Below are 17,574 nucleotides of genomic sequence, written 5' to 3'. Positions count from 1 at the left end.
TTTTCTTAATTACCGGAAATTTGAACTTGAACATAAAATTTGAACGTTTACAGAAAATAGACGTTGTCTAACCTGTCCATATTATCAATTTATATTGTCCATATTATCAATTTATATTGTCCACATCATCAATTTTAACCTAATTTAAAATACTGGGGGAACGAATGGCTGGCACGGAAGATTTACAGGGAGTGTTGAAAGGGCAAAAAGTCGCTTATTTTTCTATGGAAATAGGGATCAAGAGTGAAATCCCTACGTACGCGGGAGGCCTTGGCGTGCTTGCAGGCGATACCATCCGCTCGGCTGCAGACCTGAAAATCCCGCTGGTAGCCGTAACGCTGGTCAGCAACAAAGGTTATTTCCGGCAGGCGCTTGATGCCTCGGGCAACCAGACAGAAAACAAGGAAGAATGGGAACCTTCGCGGTTTATGACCCCCCTCCCGAAAGAAGTGAGCGTAAATATCCAGGGCCGCGAAGTGAGAATCCGGGCCTGGCTTTACAACTGCAAAAGCCTTACAGGAGGCTGCGTACCCATCATCCTGCTGGACACGGATGTGGAAGGGAACTCGGAAGAAGACCGAGGAATCACCGATTTCCTCTACGGGGGGGACTACCACTACAGGCTCAAGCAGGAAATCGTGCTTGGGATAGGAGGAGTCAGGATGCTCGATGCCCTGGGCTTTAAGGTCCGGAAGTACCACATGAACGAAGGGCATTCCTGCCTGCTCGCCCTTGAGCTTTTGAACCGCAACGGGCTGGATGTTACAGGCGTAAAGGACCTGTGTATCTTTACAACCCACACCCCTGTGGAAGCCGGGCACGACAAGTTCGACTACGGGCTCGTAGAGGAGCTGCTTACGGAACGGGGCGATATGGAAGTCCTCAAGCGGTTCGGGGGTGCAGACCGCCTGAACCTGAGCCTCTTTGCCCTTAACCTGTCCAACTACGTTAACGGGGTCACGAAGCGGCACAGCCACATCTCCCAGGAAATTTTCCCGGGCTACAAGATACAGGCAATAACAAACGGCGTCCACTCCTATACCTGGACCTCTCCTTTTTTCAGGGAACTCTATGACCGCTACCTCCCTGGCTGGGCAAACGAGCCCGAACTCCTGGTAAGGGTTGGGGGAATCCCTGACGATGAGGTCTGGACTGCCCACAGGAAAGCGAAAAAAGCCCTTATAGACGAGGTAAACAGGCAGACCGGGGCAGGCATGGACTACGAGACCCTGACAATCGGCTTTGCCCGGCGCATGACAGAATACAAGCGCTCGACTCTCATCTTCTCCGACCTGGAGAGGCTCAGGAAGGTAAACAGAAGAGGGAAAATCCAGCTTATTTTTGCAGGTAAGGCCCACCCGAAAGACGAAGCAGGAAAAGCACTTATCAGGGAAATTTTCAGGTACATAGAGGAACTGAAAGGCGAAATGAAAATTGTCTTCCTGGAAAACTACGACATGGATATGGCAGCCCTGATGGTCTCAGGCGTAGACCTCTGGCTGAACACACCCCACCGCCCCTATGAGGCCTCGGGCACAAGCGGCATGAAAGCCGCCCACAACGGCGTGGTGAACTTCAGCGTACTCGACGGCTGGTGGATTGAAGGCTGGATCGAAGGCGTGACCGGCTGGTCCATTGGGCCCCAGACCGAAGAGAATCTCACGGAAGAAGAGTGCAAAACCTGTGAAATCAACGACCTTTACAACAAGCTCTACTATATCATCGTCCCCATGTACTACGACAGAAAGGACGAATGGTTGAAGCTAATCAACAACTCCATAGGCATGGTCGCCTACTACTTCAACAGCCACAGGATGATGCGGCGTTACGTGACCCACGCCTACCTGTGAAGCAGGGAAAAAATAAAGCAGGGAAAAAACAATCTCATTCCAGGTTACCGGCCAATTAAGGATCATTTACGGAAGGATAATTTACGGAAGGATCATTTATGGATCCATAACCTGATTGCCATTTTCATTCAGGCGAATCTGGCGGAGCACCCTGACTCAACAGTGCCCGTCGGGAATTGGTATATCCAATTGGAAAACAGAGGTCCAATTGGAAAACAGAGGTCCAATTGGAAAACAGAGGTCCAATTGGAAAACAGAGGTCCAATTGGAAAACAGCAGCCTGAAATTGCTACATCCTATTGAAAAGCAGCTGCCAGGAAAATCCGGAAAGACCGGAACCGCCGGACCTGTTTCGGGACTTCGAGCATAGAAATTCCTGCCCCTTCATTTTAGCCTTATTTCCTTATTTTCCGAATTTTTTCGCGGGCTTTTTCTGCCTTTCCAGGTTCCCTGGCGCTTTCCCATAAGTCCGCAGCGATTTTGAATGCGTTTTCTGCCCCCCTGGGGTTTTCAAGTTTCAGGAAGGCCTTACCTTTTTCATACCAGGCTTCCGGGTAACCGGGTTTCAGCCGGGTTGCCTTTTCAAAGGCATTAAGGGCTTCTTTTCCAGGCTCCATTTCGAAAAGGACTTTACCCCTCAGGAACCAGGCCTCGGCGTTGTCAGGTGTTCTTTTGAGAGCAGTTTCAAAGGCTTCCCTGGCTTTTTCCTGCTCCCCGAGCTTCAAATTGAGCTTTCCCTTTTCAAACCAGGCCTCGGCGTTTTCGGGATTTACTTCCAGGGCCTGTTCGTATGTTTCCAGGGCTTCTTTTGAGTGGCGTATCTGCACAAGCACGGCATCTTTCCCTTCCCAGGCATTTTTCTGGACCGGGTTCAGGTAGAGGGACTTTTCGAAAGCTTCGAGCGCAGCCTGAAATCGTTCCAGTTTTACGAGTACGATTCCCTTATTTGTCCAGGTAGCGGCGTGGTCCGGATTGAGTTTTATGGCAGTTTCGAAAGCTGCCAGGGCTTCCTCATAGCGTTTGAGCTTCAGCAGGGCAACCCCTTTATAAAACCAGGTCCCGAAATGTTCCTGGTTTCCGGCAAGCACCCTGTCGAAAGCTTCCAGAGCCATTTTTAACCGGCCCTGCTTGTAAAGAGCCAGGCCTTCTTCATACAGGGCCCCGGGACTTTTTCGCTCCTCTGCCCCGGCTTCTCCGGCACCCCTTTGAACGTCGGCTTCCGCGAGGTATTTGAATCCCGCATCCTCCCCTTCCTTTCCGAAGGCAGGCCGGACATCGATGTAGACAAACTCCGGTTTCGGCACGAAAACCTTGCAGATGCCGTCAGGTTCCGGGATCCTGTTAGTAATGATACAGTAGCCGTTCACGTATTTTGAACAGGTCCCGCAGCAGTAGATTCGCCTCTCCAGCCGGTAGCGGATCTGGTCAAGCTCGGTGGTGACAAGGCCCTGGTTCAGCCGGGTCTTGAAAGTCTCGTAGGGGATGTTCTTGATTTTGATGTAGACGGTTGAGGGGGCCGGAGGGTCCCGTATAGGGGGGTTTTCGGTTCCACTTTTGTTTTTGCGTTTCATGGTTTGATGAGAAGTTTTAGGCAATTTATCTAATAAAGATAATCCCATGCCTTTCATAGAGGACATAGGTTTGATCTTGAAGAGTTTGGATCCTGAAAATTTTGGATTGCAGATAAATCTGAACAGGCCTTGCTGCGAAAACTGCTGAGAACCAGGGGGCTGAGAACGGGGTTTTAACTTTCGAATATTATTTAAGCAAAAAAAACATAATAAGTGTTAAGTCTGTGGGTGGCTGACAGCATGATTAAAGAAGAAATTGAAATCTCTTTAAAATCCCGGGTTCCCGAACTTACCCCTGGAAAAAAGCTAATATTCTTCGGCAATAGCCCTGAACAAATTCTGCAAATGGCAGAAAGATACTGTTTTTTTGCTGAGAAGACCGGTAGGATGTTCGTTGATGCGGACCTGGAAAAAAGGGAGATTTATTGGGCGGGAGCGATAAGGGACGTTACAGGATACGACAATGAAGAATTTAAGAAAATCTACCTGGAAGACTTCAAAGAATTTTTGCACACTGAAGATAGAAAACGAATCAGCCGGATAATAGATTATTCCCTTGAAACAGGGGAGGGAATTAATGAAGAATACAGATTGCGCAGGAAAGACGGGAGCTATGTTCATCTGGAGAACAGTGTGATTTTTCTAAAAAGAGAAAGGGGACGCCCTTACAGGGCGCTTGGGATATTTATAGATATGACGGAAAAGGTACTTTCCAGGCAAAAACTGAAGAGAATCGAAGAAAAGTTCCTCTACATTGCAGAACAGACAGGGCAATTGATCTTCGACATCGATACGATGACAAATCAAGTTGAATGGGCAGGAGCAATCGAGGAAATCACCGGCTTTACTCCGGAAGAATTAAGTGGATTCGATCTGCCTTCCCTGATGAACCGGATACATCCAGAAGAAATAGACAATGTATGGGGCTCTCTGGAATATTCCCTAAAAACCGGGAATAAATTCTACCAGGAATTCTGGGTCAGGAAGAAAAGTGGCAACTATATGTACGTGGAAACCAGTGTGGTTTTCCTCAAAGGCAAAGAAGGGCAAGTATATAGGGCTCTGGGTGTAGTTAAAAACATCACCGAAAGGTTGCAGAGCCAGGAAAAATTACAGAAAAGTGAAGAGCGCTTCCGCACGTATATGCAGAATTTCAAAGGGGTCGGGTTCCAGCTGGACCGGAACTTTATTCCTGTGATGATGCAGGGAGCTGTAGAGGATATTCTCGGCTACTCTCCTGAAGAAATTCTTTGTGGAAATATCCAGTGTATTGATCTGGTTCATCCTGAAGACCGGAAAGAATTTCTGGAGAACCAGATAAAGCTGGTTGAGAGCCCGAAAATGGTTATAAATCACGAATACAGAGTCCTGCACAGAGAGGGGACGATTAGATGGGTCCATGAAATCATACAGAGCATCTGTGATTCCGAAGGAAAAAACCAGCTGTTCCAGGGATTTATTCATGACATCACAGACAGGAAAAAAGCCGAAGAAGACCTGAAAAAAGCCGAAGTAATCCGCAAAAAGGAAATCCACCACCGGATAAAAAACAATTTGCAGGTGATTTCCTCTCTTCTTGACCTCCAGGCCGAAAAGTTCAGCGACCGCCGGGTCGTCGAAGCCTTCAGGGAAAGCCAGAACCGGATCATTTCGATGTCTATGATCCACGAGGAACTGTACAGGTCCAGAGATATGGAAAACCTTGATTTTACGGCTTACGTGCAGAAACTCATAGCAGAACTTTTCCGTTCCTATAAGCTCGAAAGCAGAGAAATCAGCCTTTTGATGGACATAGAAAAAGACATTTCCCTCAAAGTGGACACCGCAATCCCGATGGGAATCATCATCAACGAACTTGTATCCAATTCCCTGAAACACGCATTCTCCGAAGGGACAAAAGGCGAAATCCGGATCAAACTCCACAGGCTGAGAAGCCACAACCCGGAGAATCCCGAAAGCAGTGAGAACTCACGGCTCCTGCTTGTCATTTCTGATAACGGGTCAGGCTTTCCTGAAAACATCGATTTCGAGAATCTAAACTCCCTCGGTCTCCAGCTCGTGAACACCCTGGTGGAACAGATCGAAGGTGAAATAGAGCTTAAGAGAAAACAGGGGACGGAATTCAGGATTGAGTTTGGAAAAGAGGAAAACTGAAAATCAATGCAGAGGAGGGAGGCCTCCCACCTGCAGACCTGAAGCCATCACTTCCATAAATAGCCAGGAGTGAAGCAGATCACAGGTATGGAAGGAAAAACATCTGTGAAACAGATCCTGTAGCCGTTAAAGAAGATACGTTAGGAATCACGACAGTAATCCTTTTTTAGAGATGGCCTAATCGGGCAGCTGTCCACCGCAGTGTGGTCTCCCACGGATAGCGATCGAATACCTTTTAGAGGGGGTGAAAATTATTGGGGTGTGGGGGGCGGTGCAGGGGAGTCCGGTGCAGGAGATTCGTCCACAAGCACAAGTTTAGTAGCTTCGGAGCTGCCTTCATCGTTTGTGGCTATAAGGGTGTAAGTTGTGCTCTCACTGAGGAATACCCGCTGGCTGCCGCTTAAACCCACAGCCCCGATTCCGGGTTCTATGTAAACTCTCGTAGCATCGGAAACATTCCAGGTCAGGTCAGTACTGCCTCCTGCCTCAATAACATCCGAATTTGCATTAAAAACATTGATAGCTGGCAATTTCTGCTCAACTGTAATAATACAGTAAGCAATGTCTTCTTCTTCATCATTCGACGCTGTAAGCTTGTAAGTGGTTGTTTCGGCAGGAGACACCGGAAGGGTCCCTGCGGATTCTACAGTTCCGATATCAGGCTCGATGGTAACATTTTCAACCCCGGAAACACGCCAATTTAAAGTGGTATTCCCTCCGGCCTCTATAACGTCCGGGTTCGCATCGAAAGAATTGATGATGAGGGGTTCCTTTTCAACCGTAATCGTACAAAAAGCTACTTTTTCCTCACCGCCATCCGAAGCTGTAAGTTTGTAAGTTGTGGTTTCGGCAGGAGAAACCTGAAAAGTCCCGGCGGATTCCACAGTCCCGACATCAGGCTCGATAGTAATGTCTGTAACGCCGGAAACTCCCCAGTTTAAAGTGGAAAGCTCTCCGGATTTAACAACTTCCGGACCCGCATTAAAATAATCCACCTCAATAGGCGGGGGAGAAAATAAAGTATTAAGCGCGATGATTATACCAAGTACAGCACCAAATAACTTTATGGCTTCTGGTAATGAATCCCATGAATACCTTAATTGACCGAATAATGACTTTTTTCCATCCTTTTTATTCATGAGCAGACCTCAAAAATCCACAAATCTTCAAAAAGCGGTCAGCTTTACCATACAAAAAAATCAAGTCCATCTTCAACAAGAAATTAATTTTGTTTCCTTTGTGACTTCTCAGGTTTCATGCCTGAACCACACCCTTGCATGGGCTACACATTACATACTTTTTTCCATATTGCCTGAAATATATTCTGTAGTTCGAGATTATTGTATATATTTATTTTGGTATATAATTTCACGGTTTTTTTGGAGGCAGGTTTTACCAAAAAGTAATACAGCTTGCAAAAGAAAGAGAGAGTTTATACTGAAAGACTATTCAATTAAGGCAAAATCAGTGGATTGCATGTGTTTTAACAAGTGAAATCCATCAAAATCTATCCAATTGACGGAAAGAAGATTAGAAACAGATTTAACTGCCTCTAATAACCTATCAAACCGAAAGCAAGGGATAGGAAATAGCTATCAGTAGCTGGTAAAATTATGGACTCTGGCTCATACCTCAGGACAATATTTAAATAGTTAAAACTTTTATCAGATGTGAGACTTAAAGACGGCAGATATTATGGATGAAGAGGCAATAAAAATCTCCTTACAGTACCCAACTGCTGAACTCTTCGAAGGAGAAACACGGACATTCCCTGAAAATAGCCTTGCAAAAATCCTGAAGATGGAAAGAAGGTACCGGCTCTTTGCGGAAAAGACCGGAAGAATGTTTTTTGAAGCCGATCTTGTGAAAGGAAAGGTTGAATGGGTGGGAGCTATAAAGGACGTTACCGGGTACGATGTTGAAGAATTTCACGCAATCGACCTGGCCGCCTTCAAAGAGTTCATACATCAGGAAGACCGAAAACGAATGAATGAAAGAATAGATATTTCCCTGAAAACCGGGGAAGAACTCAATGAAGAATACAGGTTCCTCAGGAAAGACGGAAAATACGTTTATCTTGAAAACATTGCAACTTTTCTCATAGATAGTGAAGGGCGCCCTTACAAAACGCTGGGAGTGCTTAATAATATCACGGAAAAGGTACTTTCCAGACAAAAACTGGAGAGGACCAGAGAGAAGTTCCTCCACGTTGCCGAGCAGACAGGCCAGTTGATCTTCGACATCGATGCGGGGACTAATAGGATCGAGTGGGCAGGAGCCATAGAGGAGATTACCGGCTTCACTCCGGAAGAATTAAGTGAATTTTACCTGCCTGCCCTCAGAGACCTTATACACCCCGGAGAAAGGGAAAGGGTATGGAGCACGCTTGAGAGTTCCCTGAAGACCGGGGACAAATTCTATCAGGAATTCTGGGCCAGAAAAAAGGACGGCAGCTATATTTACGTGGAAAACAGCGCGATTTTATTGAAAGACGAAAAGGGCCAGGTATACAGGGTTCTCGGCGTAATGAAAAACATTACGGAAAAAAAACAGAGCCGGGAAAAATTACAGAAAAGTGAGGAGAGGTACCGATTCGTTACAGAGCAGACCGGCCAGATGGTATACGACTGCTGCGTCGAAAATGACAAAATAGACTGTTCGGGCCCTTTTAAGGAAATCACCGGCTACGGTACGGAAGCTTTCAAAGAAGGAGGCGTGGATTTCTGGATAGAGCATGTACATCCTGAAGACCGGGAAATGGTCTGGGAGACACACAAAAAGCTGCTTGAAACCGGCGGGATTATCTGCGAGGAATACAGGTTCCGAAAGAAAGACGGGAGCTATCTCTATCTGGAAGACCATGGGATCGCCCTGAAAGATGAAATGGGCCGCATATGCAGAATTCTTGGGGTTCTAAAAGACATCACCGAAAAAAAGCTCTCGGAAGAAATCATAAAGCAAGCCGAAGAAATCCGCAAAAAAGAAATCCACCACCGGATAAAAAACAATTTGCAGGTTATCTCCTCCCTTCTTGACCTCCAGGCCGAAAAGTTCAGCGACAGCCGGGTCGTAGAGGCCTTCCGGGAAAGCCAGAGCAGGGTCATTTCAATGTCCATGATCCACGAGGAACTGTACAGGTCCAGAGACATGGAAAACCTTGACTTCACGGCTTACGTGCAGAAACTCGCAGCAGAACTTTTCCGTTCCTATAATCTCGAAAGTACCGCAATAAACCTTTTAATGGACATAGAAAAAGACATTTCCCTCAAAATGGACACCGCAATCCCGATGGGAATCATCATCAACGAACTTGTATCCAATGCTCTGAAACATGCATTCCCCGAAGGAACTGAAGGCGAAATCCGGATCAAAATCCACAGGCTGAGAAGCCACAACCCGGAGAATCCCGAAAGCAATGGAAACTCCCGACTCCTTCTTATCATTTCCGATAACGGCTCAGGTTTTCCTGAAAACATCGATTTCGAGAATCCAAACTCCCTCGGTCTCCAGCTCGTGAACACCCTGGTGGAACAGATCGAAGGTGAAATAGAGCTTAAGAGAAAAAAGGGGACAGAATTCAGGATCGCGTTTGGGGAGAAGTGAGGGAGATACACTTCCCGGAATTTATCAAAATGCGAATTTCTGCAACCCATTTAAACCCACAAACCGGTTAAACCCACCAGTTCCAACTATTTTCAAAATTACTTTATCTTTTAAAACCTGATCGACAGGTACAGGAACAAATCCGCATATTTTGAAGGGTTTTTTATTATCAATATCTATCAAAAAGTATCAAATTGATAGAAAAATAACAATAAGAGATTTGAACCGGCTGGAAGAAGTGAGGATGCTGAGGAAAGGGAGCCGGAAAGAAGCAGGCGTACTATATCAGGCGTACTATATCAAAAAATAAAAAATGATGAGTGGGCTCAATTGTCAAACTGTCTTACAATGGAAAGAGATTATATATGTTGGCGACTTATTAAATTTTGGAAAATAAAGACAGCCCAGTACAAATAAAGATAAAATTAAGGCCTCCTCGAAAAACAGAATCCGAACTCTCCGGAGATGAAAACCTGCAAGTATCTGCCAGTAACCCCAAAAAAATTCAGGAAAGCAAAGAAATGTCCCGGCTTTTTGCGGAGAAAACCGGAAGAGTACTTTTTGATGCCGATCTGGAGGAAGGGAAGATTGAGTGGATGGGAGCCATAAAGGAAGTTACGGGGTATGATGTAGAAGAATTCCGCAAAATAGACGTGGTTAAATTCAGGGAGCTGACCCATCCGGAAGACCGGAAAATACTGGACCGGATGTGGAATTATTCCCGGGAAAAAGAGGCGGTCTTCGAAGTTGAACACAGGTTCCGCAGGAAAGAAGGAGTTTACGTTCACCTGGGAGATAATACGGTTATTTTCAAGGGCGAGAAGGGGCGCCCATACAGGGCGATTGGGACCCTTAAAGACATTACGGAAAAAACGCTTTCCCAGCGCAAACTTAAGGGAATCGAGGAAAAGTTCCTGTCCGTTGCCGAGCAGATAGGGCAGTTGATCTTCGACGTCGATGTAAAGACCGAGAAAATCGAGTGGGCAGGAGCCATTGAAGAGATCAGCGGCCGCACCCCAGAAGAACTCAATAAACTGGACATGCATTCCTGCAAAGAGATCATACACCCCGATGACCTGGAAAGGGTCTGGAATGCCCTTCGCCACTCCCTGCGTACAGGGGATAAGTTTAACCAGGAATACAGATTCGTCAGGAAAGACGGCAGCTATATTTACGTGGAAGACAGCTCCTTTTTCCTGAAAGACGAGGAAGGCCGTGTATACAGGGCTCTTGGTGTGGTCAAGAATATTAACAATCGCAAAATTGCCGAAGAAGCCATCTCCAGGGCCGAAGAAATGCGCATTAAAGAAATCCACCACAGGATCAAGAACAATCTGCAGGTAATTTCATCCATGCTTGACCTCCAGGCCGACAATTTCTCGGACCGGAAAGTTATCGAGGCTTTCCGGGAAAGCCAGAACCGGGTAATTTCCATGTCCCTCATCCATGAGGAACTTTACAAATCAAGGGACATGGAAAACCTTAATTTCACGGAATACATCCAGAAACTGACGCAAAAACTATTCCATTCCTACAGAGTCGGAAGCAACAAAATCCACCTGCTGTCGGACATCGAACAGGAAGTCTGCCTCCCCATGGACCTTGCAATCCCACTCGGGATCATCGTCAACGAACTTGTCTCCAACTCCCTCAAACACGCCTTTCCCGAAGAAAGAGAAGGCGATATCCGGATCAAACTCAACCGCAGGAAAACCACGGAAAAAAGAGAAAAAACAAGAGAAGATGCCGGGAAAAACTATAACATCGAAAACACCATCGAAGACACAATTGAAGACACCAAAAAAACCAGAGACACCTGCTTCGTCCTTGTCATTTCTGATAACGGCGCGGGTTTTCCTGCAAACATCGATTTCAAAAACCCCTGTTCTCTTGGCCTGCAGCTCGTTAACACCCTGGTAGACCAGGTCGGAGGCGAAATCGAGCTTAATAGAAACAGGGGTACGGAATTCAGGATTGAGTTTGGAAAAAGTAAGAGTTAGACCGGATTCTATTGCCCATTTGATTTTTGATCTTTTAATTTTTGATCTTTTAATTTTTGCTCTTTTGATTTTTGCTCTTTTGATTTTTGCTCTTTTGATTTTGTCCCTGGAATACCGAACTCACTATAAAATACAATCAATACTTCCGCACCATCTCCGCCTGCCATTTTGTCTCCGGCCACCCTCTTAAGCCTCTTGACTTGTTTATCCTGTCCAGGTAGCCTATCACTTCATCTGCGGAAAAACCAAGGTCCCTGAGCACACATCCCAGCACCGTGCCGGTCCTGCCTATGCCCCCCATGCAGTGGACAACAACCCCATCTCCTGCATCCATTTCTCTTCTCACCACATTAACTGCCCGTCGGACAAGCCATTCCTCAGTTGCAGGGTCCTGCGGCGGATTCCCATAGTGCAGGTCTTCCATCTCTGCAGAAAACAGTACCTTGAGGGGATAGGGATCATAAGAGACCTCTGAGCCGCAGAGGCAGATAACGCCTGAAAAGCCCGCCTCAGCAATCTTTTCCCAGGGGGTCCGGAACCCCGGGTAGGACATCCCGGCGAGCAGAGACGGCTCCTTGAGCACGACATACAGGTTCAGCGGCATTCTGATGCCGTCTATCACAGGCATCTCCAGCGGGGTTAGTAATGAGGACATTATGCAAGAATATGGGGATATGGGATATAAATTTTAATTAGTTTGGCGGTGGGAAGTTTCGGGTGTTTTTATAAGAATATATCAAAATCTATCAAATTGATAGAAAGGAAAGTAAAAGATAATCATATTATCATTAACAGTCTTCGCGATAATTAAGAAATCGTGCTATCATTAACGATTTCCGGCGAAGTGCCCATCCCCGCAGCAAGCTGCGGGGTATTCGGCTGGAATTAAACCTCTGTATACTTTATGTAATCATATCCGGACTCCCAAACATAGTATTCATTACCCGGTAATTTATCACCATCTTGAAGTGTAAAGGCGTCATCGAAGTCGATTAACCAGATACCTTGTATCTGGACAATGCTGTCGACTGCACCCTGGAAGACCTGGTTGACGTGGACCCTGAGGACAACAACGTCGTTTTCACCTTCAATATTATTGAGCTTAACTTCCCATGTGCTACCGGTACCAATGATGAGTTCGTCATCGACAAAGTCGCCGTCCTTTGTAAATTCGAGCCAGACCCTGTCACCTTCGACATCGATCTGCTTGACTCCGAGGGCATAACCGTTTCCAAGGTCAAAGGCTTCGCCTGTTCTGATGGCGTACTTTGTGGCATCATCGATAACCAACCCGGCGAGTTTATTCCTGGAAGTATCTTTTAAAGGTGCATACTTTTCCCCAAGTAACTCCACAACAGTGTATTTCTTCCCATACCAGTCACCCTCCTGATACGCATACTTGACCTGTTCATATTCTGCGGTGTATAGAAGCCGAACTTGAGTAGTTTCCGTTACTGTTTCATCTCCATTAACGGCTTCTAAAGTGTAAGTGGTTGTTTTACCCGGAGATACAGGACGACTGTCAGTGAAAGCCACATTTCCGAGTTCAGGTTTTATGGTAACCTTTGAGGCTCCAGAAACACTCCAGCTTAAGGTAGAACTTTCACCTTCCTCAATTACATCCAGACTCGACTCAAAATATTTGATATCAGGCGCTCCACTTTCGACCGCAACGGTACAGTAAGCCGTTTCTTCTTTGCCATCATCATAAGCTGTAAGCTTATAAATTGTGGTTTCAGAGGGAGACACAACCGATATTCCACTGTATTCTACAGGTCCGATATCAGGCTCTATAGTGACTCTCGAAGCTCCAGAAACAAGCCAGCTCAAGGTGGAATCCTCTCCTGATTCAATAAATTCCGGATTAGCTTTAAATGATTTAATCTCAAGTACTTCCTGTTTGACCACAACAGTGCAATATTTCACTTCTTTTTTACCACCATCCGAAACTGTAAGCTTATAAGTGGTAGTTTTAGAGGGAGATACAGATATTGTTCCAATGGGCTCTTTAGACCCGACTTCAGGCTCTATAAGAACTTTCGAACATCCAGAAACACTCCAGCTCAAAATAGAACTCTCTCCCTCCTCTAAAGTGTCAGGACTGGCTTCAAAAATTTTGATTTCCAGAGCAGTCTCTTTAACTGTAACCGTACAGTAATCGACTTTTTCCACTTTACCGTCCGAAGCTAAAATTTCATAAGTGGTTGTTTTAGCAGGCGATAGAGTCAATGTTCCCCTTGAATCTACCTCTCCAATTCCAGGTTCTATAGTAACTTTAGTAGCCCCTGTAACACACCACCTTAAAGTGAAATTTTCTCCAGGCTCAATAGCTTCCGGATTCGCATCAAAAAAATCGATCTCACACGGAGTTGCAGGAAATAAAGTTTTCAGAGCGATTATTATCGCAAGTATGGTACTTACAAAAGTTAACAACTTAAGAACATTGGGCAACGAATTCCAAACAGACTTTAACCAACCCAAAGTTGTTTTCTTATTGTTCTTTCCATTCATAACCCCACCCCAGGTAATCCATGAACAATCCTTATAGGTTTAAAAGCGATACATAGATATTATACTGCATATTTTATAATAATTTCCTTATTAATTGAAATCGGATCTTACTAAAAATGTCAAAAATCGTATCGAACCTATGGGAAAAGAAATCGAAGATTGAATTCTGAGGCAGTGTCGCGAATTTGCTGTAAATTCGAAGTCAAATTTTTACATACTATGTGAAATTTGGTTTTCCTGATATGGGATTCTCTCCCCACCAACATCTTGAGATTTGTGATTTTACAGAAAAATCGACAAGCTGCCAATTCCGATGCATTTAATTTGTAGAATCTATCAGAATTTATCAAATTGATAGGAAATCTGTAATTGAAAATCGAAGGGAGAAGTTTGAGAATTAGTGTATAGCCAGGTAAGTTACTCAGCTATACACTAAAAACGGGGTTCAAAGTCTTTCTATCTGAAAAATCAGGCTAAAAAGATCACTGGGGTCTCCATCCCTGAAAGAGCGTCATCTGCTGGTCAGCCTGAGCGGGTTTGATGAGGAGTTGATTGAGAGGGCGAAGGAAGAGGGAGTTACTTTGATTGACGGGAAGATGCTGGAAGAAGCTATTTTGAAGTGAGAAATCGTGAGTTATAGGCTGTGCTGTTAAAGATTATTGTGTAGACAATAATTGTTGCTACAATAAAGATTTCTGGTTCCGCTTCATCTACCCCAACTATTCGGAACTCGAAATGGACAACGCAGACCTCGTCCTCTCAAAAATCGAAGCCGAACTTGACCGGTTCACAGGTCCCGTCTTCGAAGAAATCACAAAACAGTTCCTGATATCCCGAAACCGTCAGGGAAAGCTCCCCTTCACCTTCGGGAAAATCGGTAAGCAGTGGGGCAAATTCCGGGGAGAAACCGGGAAAAACACCTATGAAATCGACCTTACAGCCCTTAACGAGAGCACGAAAGAAATCCTCTTTTGTGAATGCAAATGGCAGAAGCAGCCAGTAGATGTTGATGTGCTGGAAGAGCTTGTGGAGAAGGCTAAGTTTGTTGAGTGGTACAGGGAAGAGAGGAAAGAGTATTTTGCGGTAATGGCGAGGGGAGGATTTACGGAGGAGGCGAGGGAGATTGCCAGAGAGAAAGGATTTTTGCTGTTTACGGTGGAGGACCTGGATGCGGGAGAGGGTGAATGCGGTTGAAGGGTAAGTTTTTTGTTCCTGTTTCAGTCCTTTTTTATGCAGTTTCAGAAAGAAACGTCCTTCGGGTCAAAGTATTCGGGGTCAAAATCTTCCCCCAGCCATTCCACGGTGTCTTCATAATCTTCATGCTCCGGGTCCTTCAGGATCTCCAGCATTTCTTCATAGCCCCATATCCCGCCGATGTCTTCGGGGACAGCAGCTCTTTTTCCTGCAGTACAGATAGGATACTCCACCCCTTCTTTTCTCAGAAGGATTTTTTCAAGCCGGACTTTTACCTGCAAGTCATCTCCGAAATCGTATGTGTACAAAGCATCCTTATTTTCCAGTGTGAATAATTTAGAGAGTTTAGCTCTCTCCTCGGGAATAAGCGACTCGTCACTGAAATATTCGTAACCTTCATTTTCAGCCCCAATTTTTACAAGCGCTCCGTTATTTGGATTTTTCATTTTGAATTCGTGCAAATGGTAGTCGTCCCAATTCATTGCAGCCTGGATAGCATTATGAAGGTCCAGGAAGGTATAGTTTTCAGGCACCTGGATCCGCCGCCAGATCTGAGGAGTAATGCCCTTCATGGAAATCTTTAGCTGGTAAACCTTCTCGAAAGTCTTTTTCATGGTTGTTCACCTTGATGGAGATATCAGGAGTTAGCTATTTCAGGTTTTGGGGTTTTTTAGCTGGAAGTTGACTGAGTCGGTTTTATTCTTGTTTTAGTGAATCTTGCTCACGAATAATGTTATCAATGTTTTTTATCTGACTTTCCGCAGATGTTCTCAAAAAAATAACATATTTCCTGCTATCGTTTATGGATAATTTCTCAACAATCTACAATAATTATCTCAACTGAATCTCCGGGGAGCGGGTTTTGGAAGCCTTCAATGAAGGTACGAGGTCGAAAAGTGTAGGACATTTCAAAAACAAACGTTTGAATAACCAAAGAAATTTTCAGAAAAAAGATAGCGGAAAAAATTATGAAAATCGAAGAGACATCTGCGGAAAGTAGGCTGAACCGTCGTGCATTTCATATTATTATTTATTCCCTTTACGACCGATTCCAAAACCACCACCTATATCTTTTACATCATTCCCCCTATTGTCTTTTATCGCCTGTCCATCACCAAAGATAAAATGGTCCGAATCTAACTCTCCTATTACATTTCCTCTATCATCTTTTATTGCTTGCCGGTTTCCGAAAATGAAATGGTCCGAATCAAGCTCTCCCACTACATTCCCCTTATTGTCTTTTATCGCTTGTCGGTTTCCGAAAATGAAATGATCCGAATCAAGCTCTCCCACTACATTTCCCTTATTGTCTTTTATCGCCTGTCTATTCCCAAAAATGAAATGGTCCGGGTCCAGCTTTCCAACTGATGCACCACGTTCATTCCGGATTTCGGAAGAACCTGACGAACTGCCGGAATATCCACCGCCTCCTCCCCCGCCACCTCCAAATGACGGAGCGCCCCCTCCGAGGAGTAGTGCAATAATCCCTAATATCGCGGCGAATATCAGCAGAGTGATTACTATGGTGACAATCACATATACCAAAAATTTGGCAGTATAGATGATAGTGAAAGATAAAAACAAAATTAAGGCAACTTTTATCCCATTATTAATTTTTTTATCCTGAATATTATCCGCAGCATGTATAGAAAAATCCAATACTTTAAACGACATCCTCAAAAAACTCTTAATATATGTATTCTCAAATCCCAATGCTTCGGTTTTATGTTTATGTATAAATGCTTCTATTTTGTTTATGTACTCATTGAAGAATTCCAAACCTGAAGCACCAATCAAAAACCCAGCCAGAATTGATAATAAGAGAGCATAAATTAATGTATTTATGAATAAACTTAAATTGTCCCATATGGTATATGGTTCGTTTGTTACCATGATGTTACGATAATACCAGTGAGCAGATGTAGCTTGAGAAGATTGGTAAATACGTACTGTTACTTTCTGCCCTGCAAATGGAGATATATCATATTGATAGGGAGTTCCTATGCTATATTTAGAAGATGGTTTTAAAACATGTGACTTTCCATCGGAATCATACAGAATTACGGAACTGACTTTATGATTATTGTATCTTGAATCATATGAAAGTATATCCCCTCTCTTTGGGACAATAAAACTTGCTTCAATACATGATAAAGTATTAGTTAAAGAAATGACATGCATATAACCTGCATCATTACCATAATATTTTGGATATATACTGCCTTTGGAATCCTGGACTTCTTTTTCGGCAACAAACTTCCATGCATCACTACCTGCAGGATATCCAACATACTCATGCCCTTCCTGGTGTTCGGGAATAGGCACGGGAATGAATACAATAACGAATATAATAAAAATTATTGAAGCCACCAATCTCCTCTTATTCATATTTATCACCCAGTTCCGCTCTCTCCACCAAAGTTATTTGATTTAATTTCCAAAAGATAGTGATTCATGCATTTTTTGATTGAAAAATTGAATTTCCAGGGATATAATGAAATTTAGATATTTTCGGTTTAGACTTTTCAGAGAAATATACACTTAGCATTAATTAAAGTTTTTAATGTTGCGATTTTTGTTAGAAATGCAATACTACCTATTCTTTCAGAGATCTATCTTCTCTCTTCATCCCATACCTTTTAATATTCCCACCAACGTAACTATGCCAACCTTATACACACCTTAAATTCA

At 44.3% G+C, this 17,574-nt stretch carries 13 protein-coding genes; 5 read left to right on the top strand and 8 right to left on the bottom strand.

Features of this window, described 5'->3' with window-relative positions; all coding sequences use genetic code 11:
• The first annotated feature begins 164 nt into the window (after positions 1-164).
• Positions 165-1,850, top strand: coding sequence for an alpha-glucan family phosphorylase (gene glgP / locus FTO70_RS04330; protein WP_255334476.1), 1,686 nt, complete (start codon positions 165-167; stop codon positions 1,848-1,850).
• A gap of 395 nt (positions 1,851-2,245) precedes the next feature.
• On the opposite strand, the gene FTO70_RS04325 is transcribed toward glgP, so the two are convergent.
• A complete protein-coding gene (locus tag FTO70_RS04325) occupies positions 2,246-3,421 on the bottom strand; it encodes a tetratricopeptide repeat protein (protein WP_255334475.1) in 1,176 nt (391 codons plus the stop codon).
• A 240-nt stretch (positions 3,422-3,661) separates the two neighbouring features.
• Here FTO70_RS04325 and FTO70_RS04320 point away from each other — a divergent pair, with 240 nt between their 5' ends.
• Positions 3,662-5,575, top strand: a complete 1,914-nt coding sequence (locus FTO70_RS04320; RefSeq protein WP_255334474.1) for a PAS domain-containing protein — start codon at positions 3,662-3,664, stop codon at positions 5,573-5,575.
• Positions 5,576-5,826: 251 nt separating this feature from the next.
• On the opposite strand, the gene FTO70_RS04315 is transcribed toward FTO70_RS04320, so the two are convergent.
• Positions 5,827-6,570 (bottom strand): hypothetical protein, encoded by a 744-nt coding sequence (locus tag FTO70_RS04315; protein ID WP_255334473.1) that lies wholly within the window; start codon positions 6,568-6,570, stop codon positions 5,827-5,829.
• A 700-nt stretch (positions 6,571-7,270) separates the two neighbouring features.
• Here FTO70_RS04315 and FTO70_RS04310 point away from each other — a divergent pair.
• Positions 7,271-9,178, top strand: coding sequence for a PAS domain-containing protein (locus FTO70_RS04310; protein ID WP_255334472.1), 1,908 nt, complete (start codon positions 7,271-7,273; stop codon positions 9,176-9,178).
• Between the two features lie 24 nt (positions 9,179-9,202).
• On the opposite strand, the gene FTO70_RS04305 is transcribed toward FTO70_RS04310, so the two are convergent.
• Complete coding sequence (locus FTO70_RS04305; protein ID WP_255334471.1) at positions 9,203-9,361, bottom strand: hypothetical protein; 159 nt, start codon at positions 9,359-9,361, stop codon at positions 9,203-9,205.
• A gap of 203 nt (positions 9,362-9,564) precedes the next feature.
• Between FTO70_RS04305 and FTO70_RS04300 the strand changes: the two genes are divergently transcribed.
• Positions 9,565-11,178: a sensor histidine kinase gene (locus FTO70_RS04300; RefSeq protein ID WP_255334470.1), complete on the top strand. Its 1,614-nt coding sequence runs from the start codon at positions 9,565-9,567 to the stop codon at positions 11,176-11,178.
• Between the two features lie 8 nt (positions 11,179-11,186).
• Here the strand turns inward: FTO70_RS04300 and FTO70_RS04295 are convergent, their stop codons facing one another.
• The 3 genes from FTO70_RS04295 to FTO70_RS04285 form a co-directional block, all read right to left on the bottom strand.
• On the bottom strand, positions 11,187-11,345 hold the full coding sequence (locus FTO70_RS04295; protein WP_255334469.1) for a hypothetical protein: 159 nt from the start codon (positions 11,343-11,345) through the stop codon (positions 11,187-11,189).
• On the bottom strand, positions 11,315-11,833 hold the full coding sequence (locus FTO70_RS04290) for a hypothetical protein (RefSeq protein ID WP_255334468.1): 519 nt from the start codon (positions 11,831-11,833) through the stop codon (positions 11,315-11,317). The genes FTO70_RS04295 and FTO70_RS04290 overlap by 31 nt, the downstream gene beginning before the upstream one ends.
• 230 nt (positions 11,834-12,063) lie before the next feature.
• Complete coding sequence (locus FTO70_RS04285) at positions 12,064-13,689, bottom strand: S-layer protein domain-containing protein (protein ID WP_255334467.1); 1,626 nt, start codon at positions 13,687-13,689, stop codon at positions 12,064-12,066.
• 636 nt (positions 13,690-14,325) lie between these two features.
• Between FTO70_RS04285 and FTO70_RS04280 the strand changes: the two genes are divergently transcribed.
• On the top strand, positions 14,326-14,883 hold the full coding sequence (locus FTO70_RS04280) for a DUF234 domain-containing protein (RefSeq protein WP_369694333.1): 558 nt from the start codon (positions 14,326-14,328) through the stop codon (positions 14,881-14,883).
• Between the two features lie 44 nt (positions 14,884-14,927).
• Here FTO70_RS04280 and FTO70_RS04275 read toward each other — a convergent pair whose 3' ends face one another.
• Together FTO70_RS04275 and FTO70_RS04270 are read right to left on the bottom strand one after the other, a co-directional pair.
• Positions 14,928-15,497, bottom strand: coding sequence for a plasmid pRiA4b ORF-3 family protein (locus FTO70_RS04275; protein WP_255334466.1), 570 nt, complete (start codon positions 15,495-15,497; stop codon positions 14,928-14,930).
• A gap of 412 nt (positions 15,498-15,909) precedes the next feature.
• Entirely contained in the window at positions 15,910-17,253 is a 1,344-nt protein-coding gene (locus FTO70_RS04270; protein WP_255334465.1) for a hypothetical protein, read from the bottom strand.
• Between the last annotated feature and the right edge of the window lie 321 nt (positions 17,254-17,574).

This window comes from Methanosarcina sp. KYL-1 (genome assembly GCF_024372725.1).
Taxonomy (GTDB): Archaea; Halobacteriota; Methanosarcinia; order Methanosarcinales; family Methanosarcinaceae; genus Methanosarcina.
This window is presented reverse-complemented; position numbering and strand designations above follow the sequence as displayed.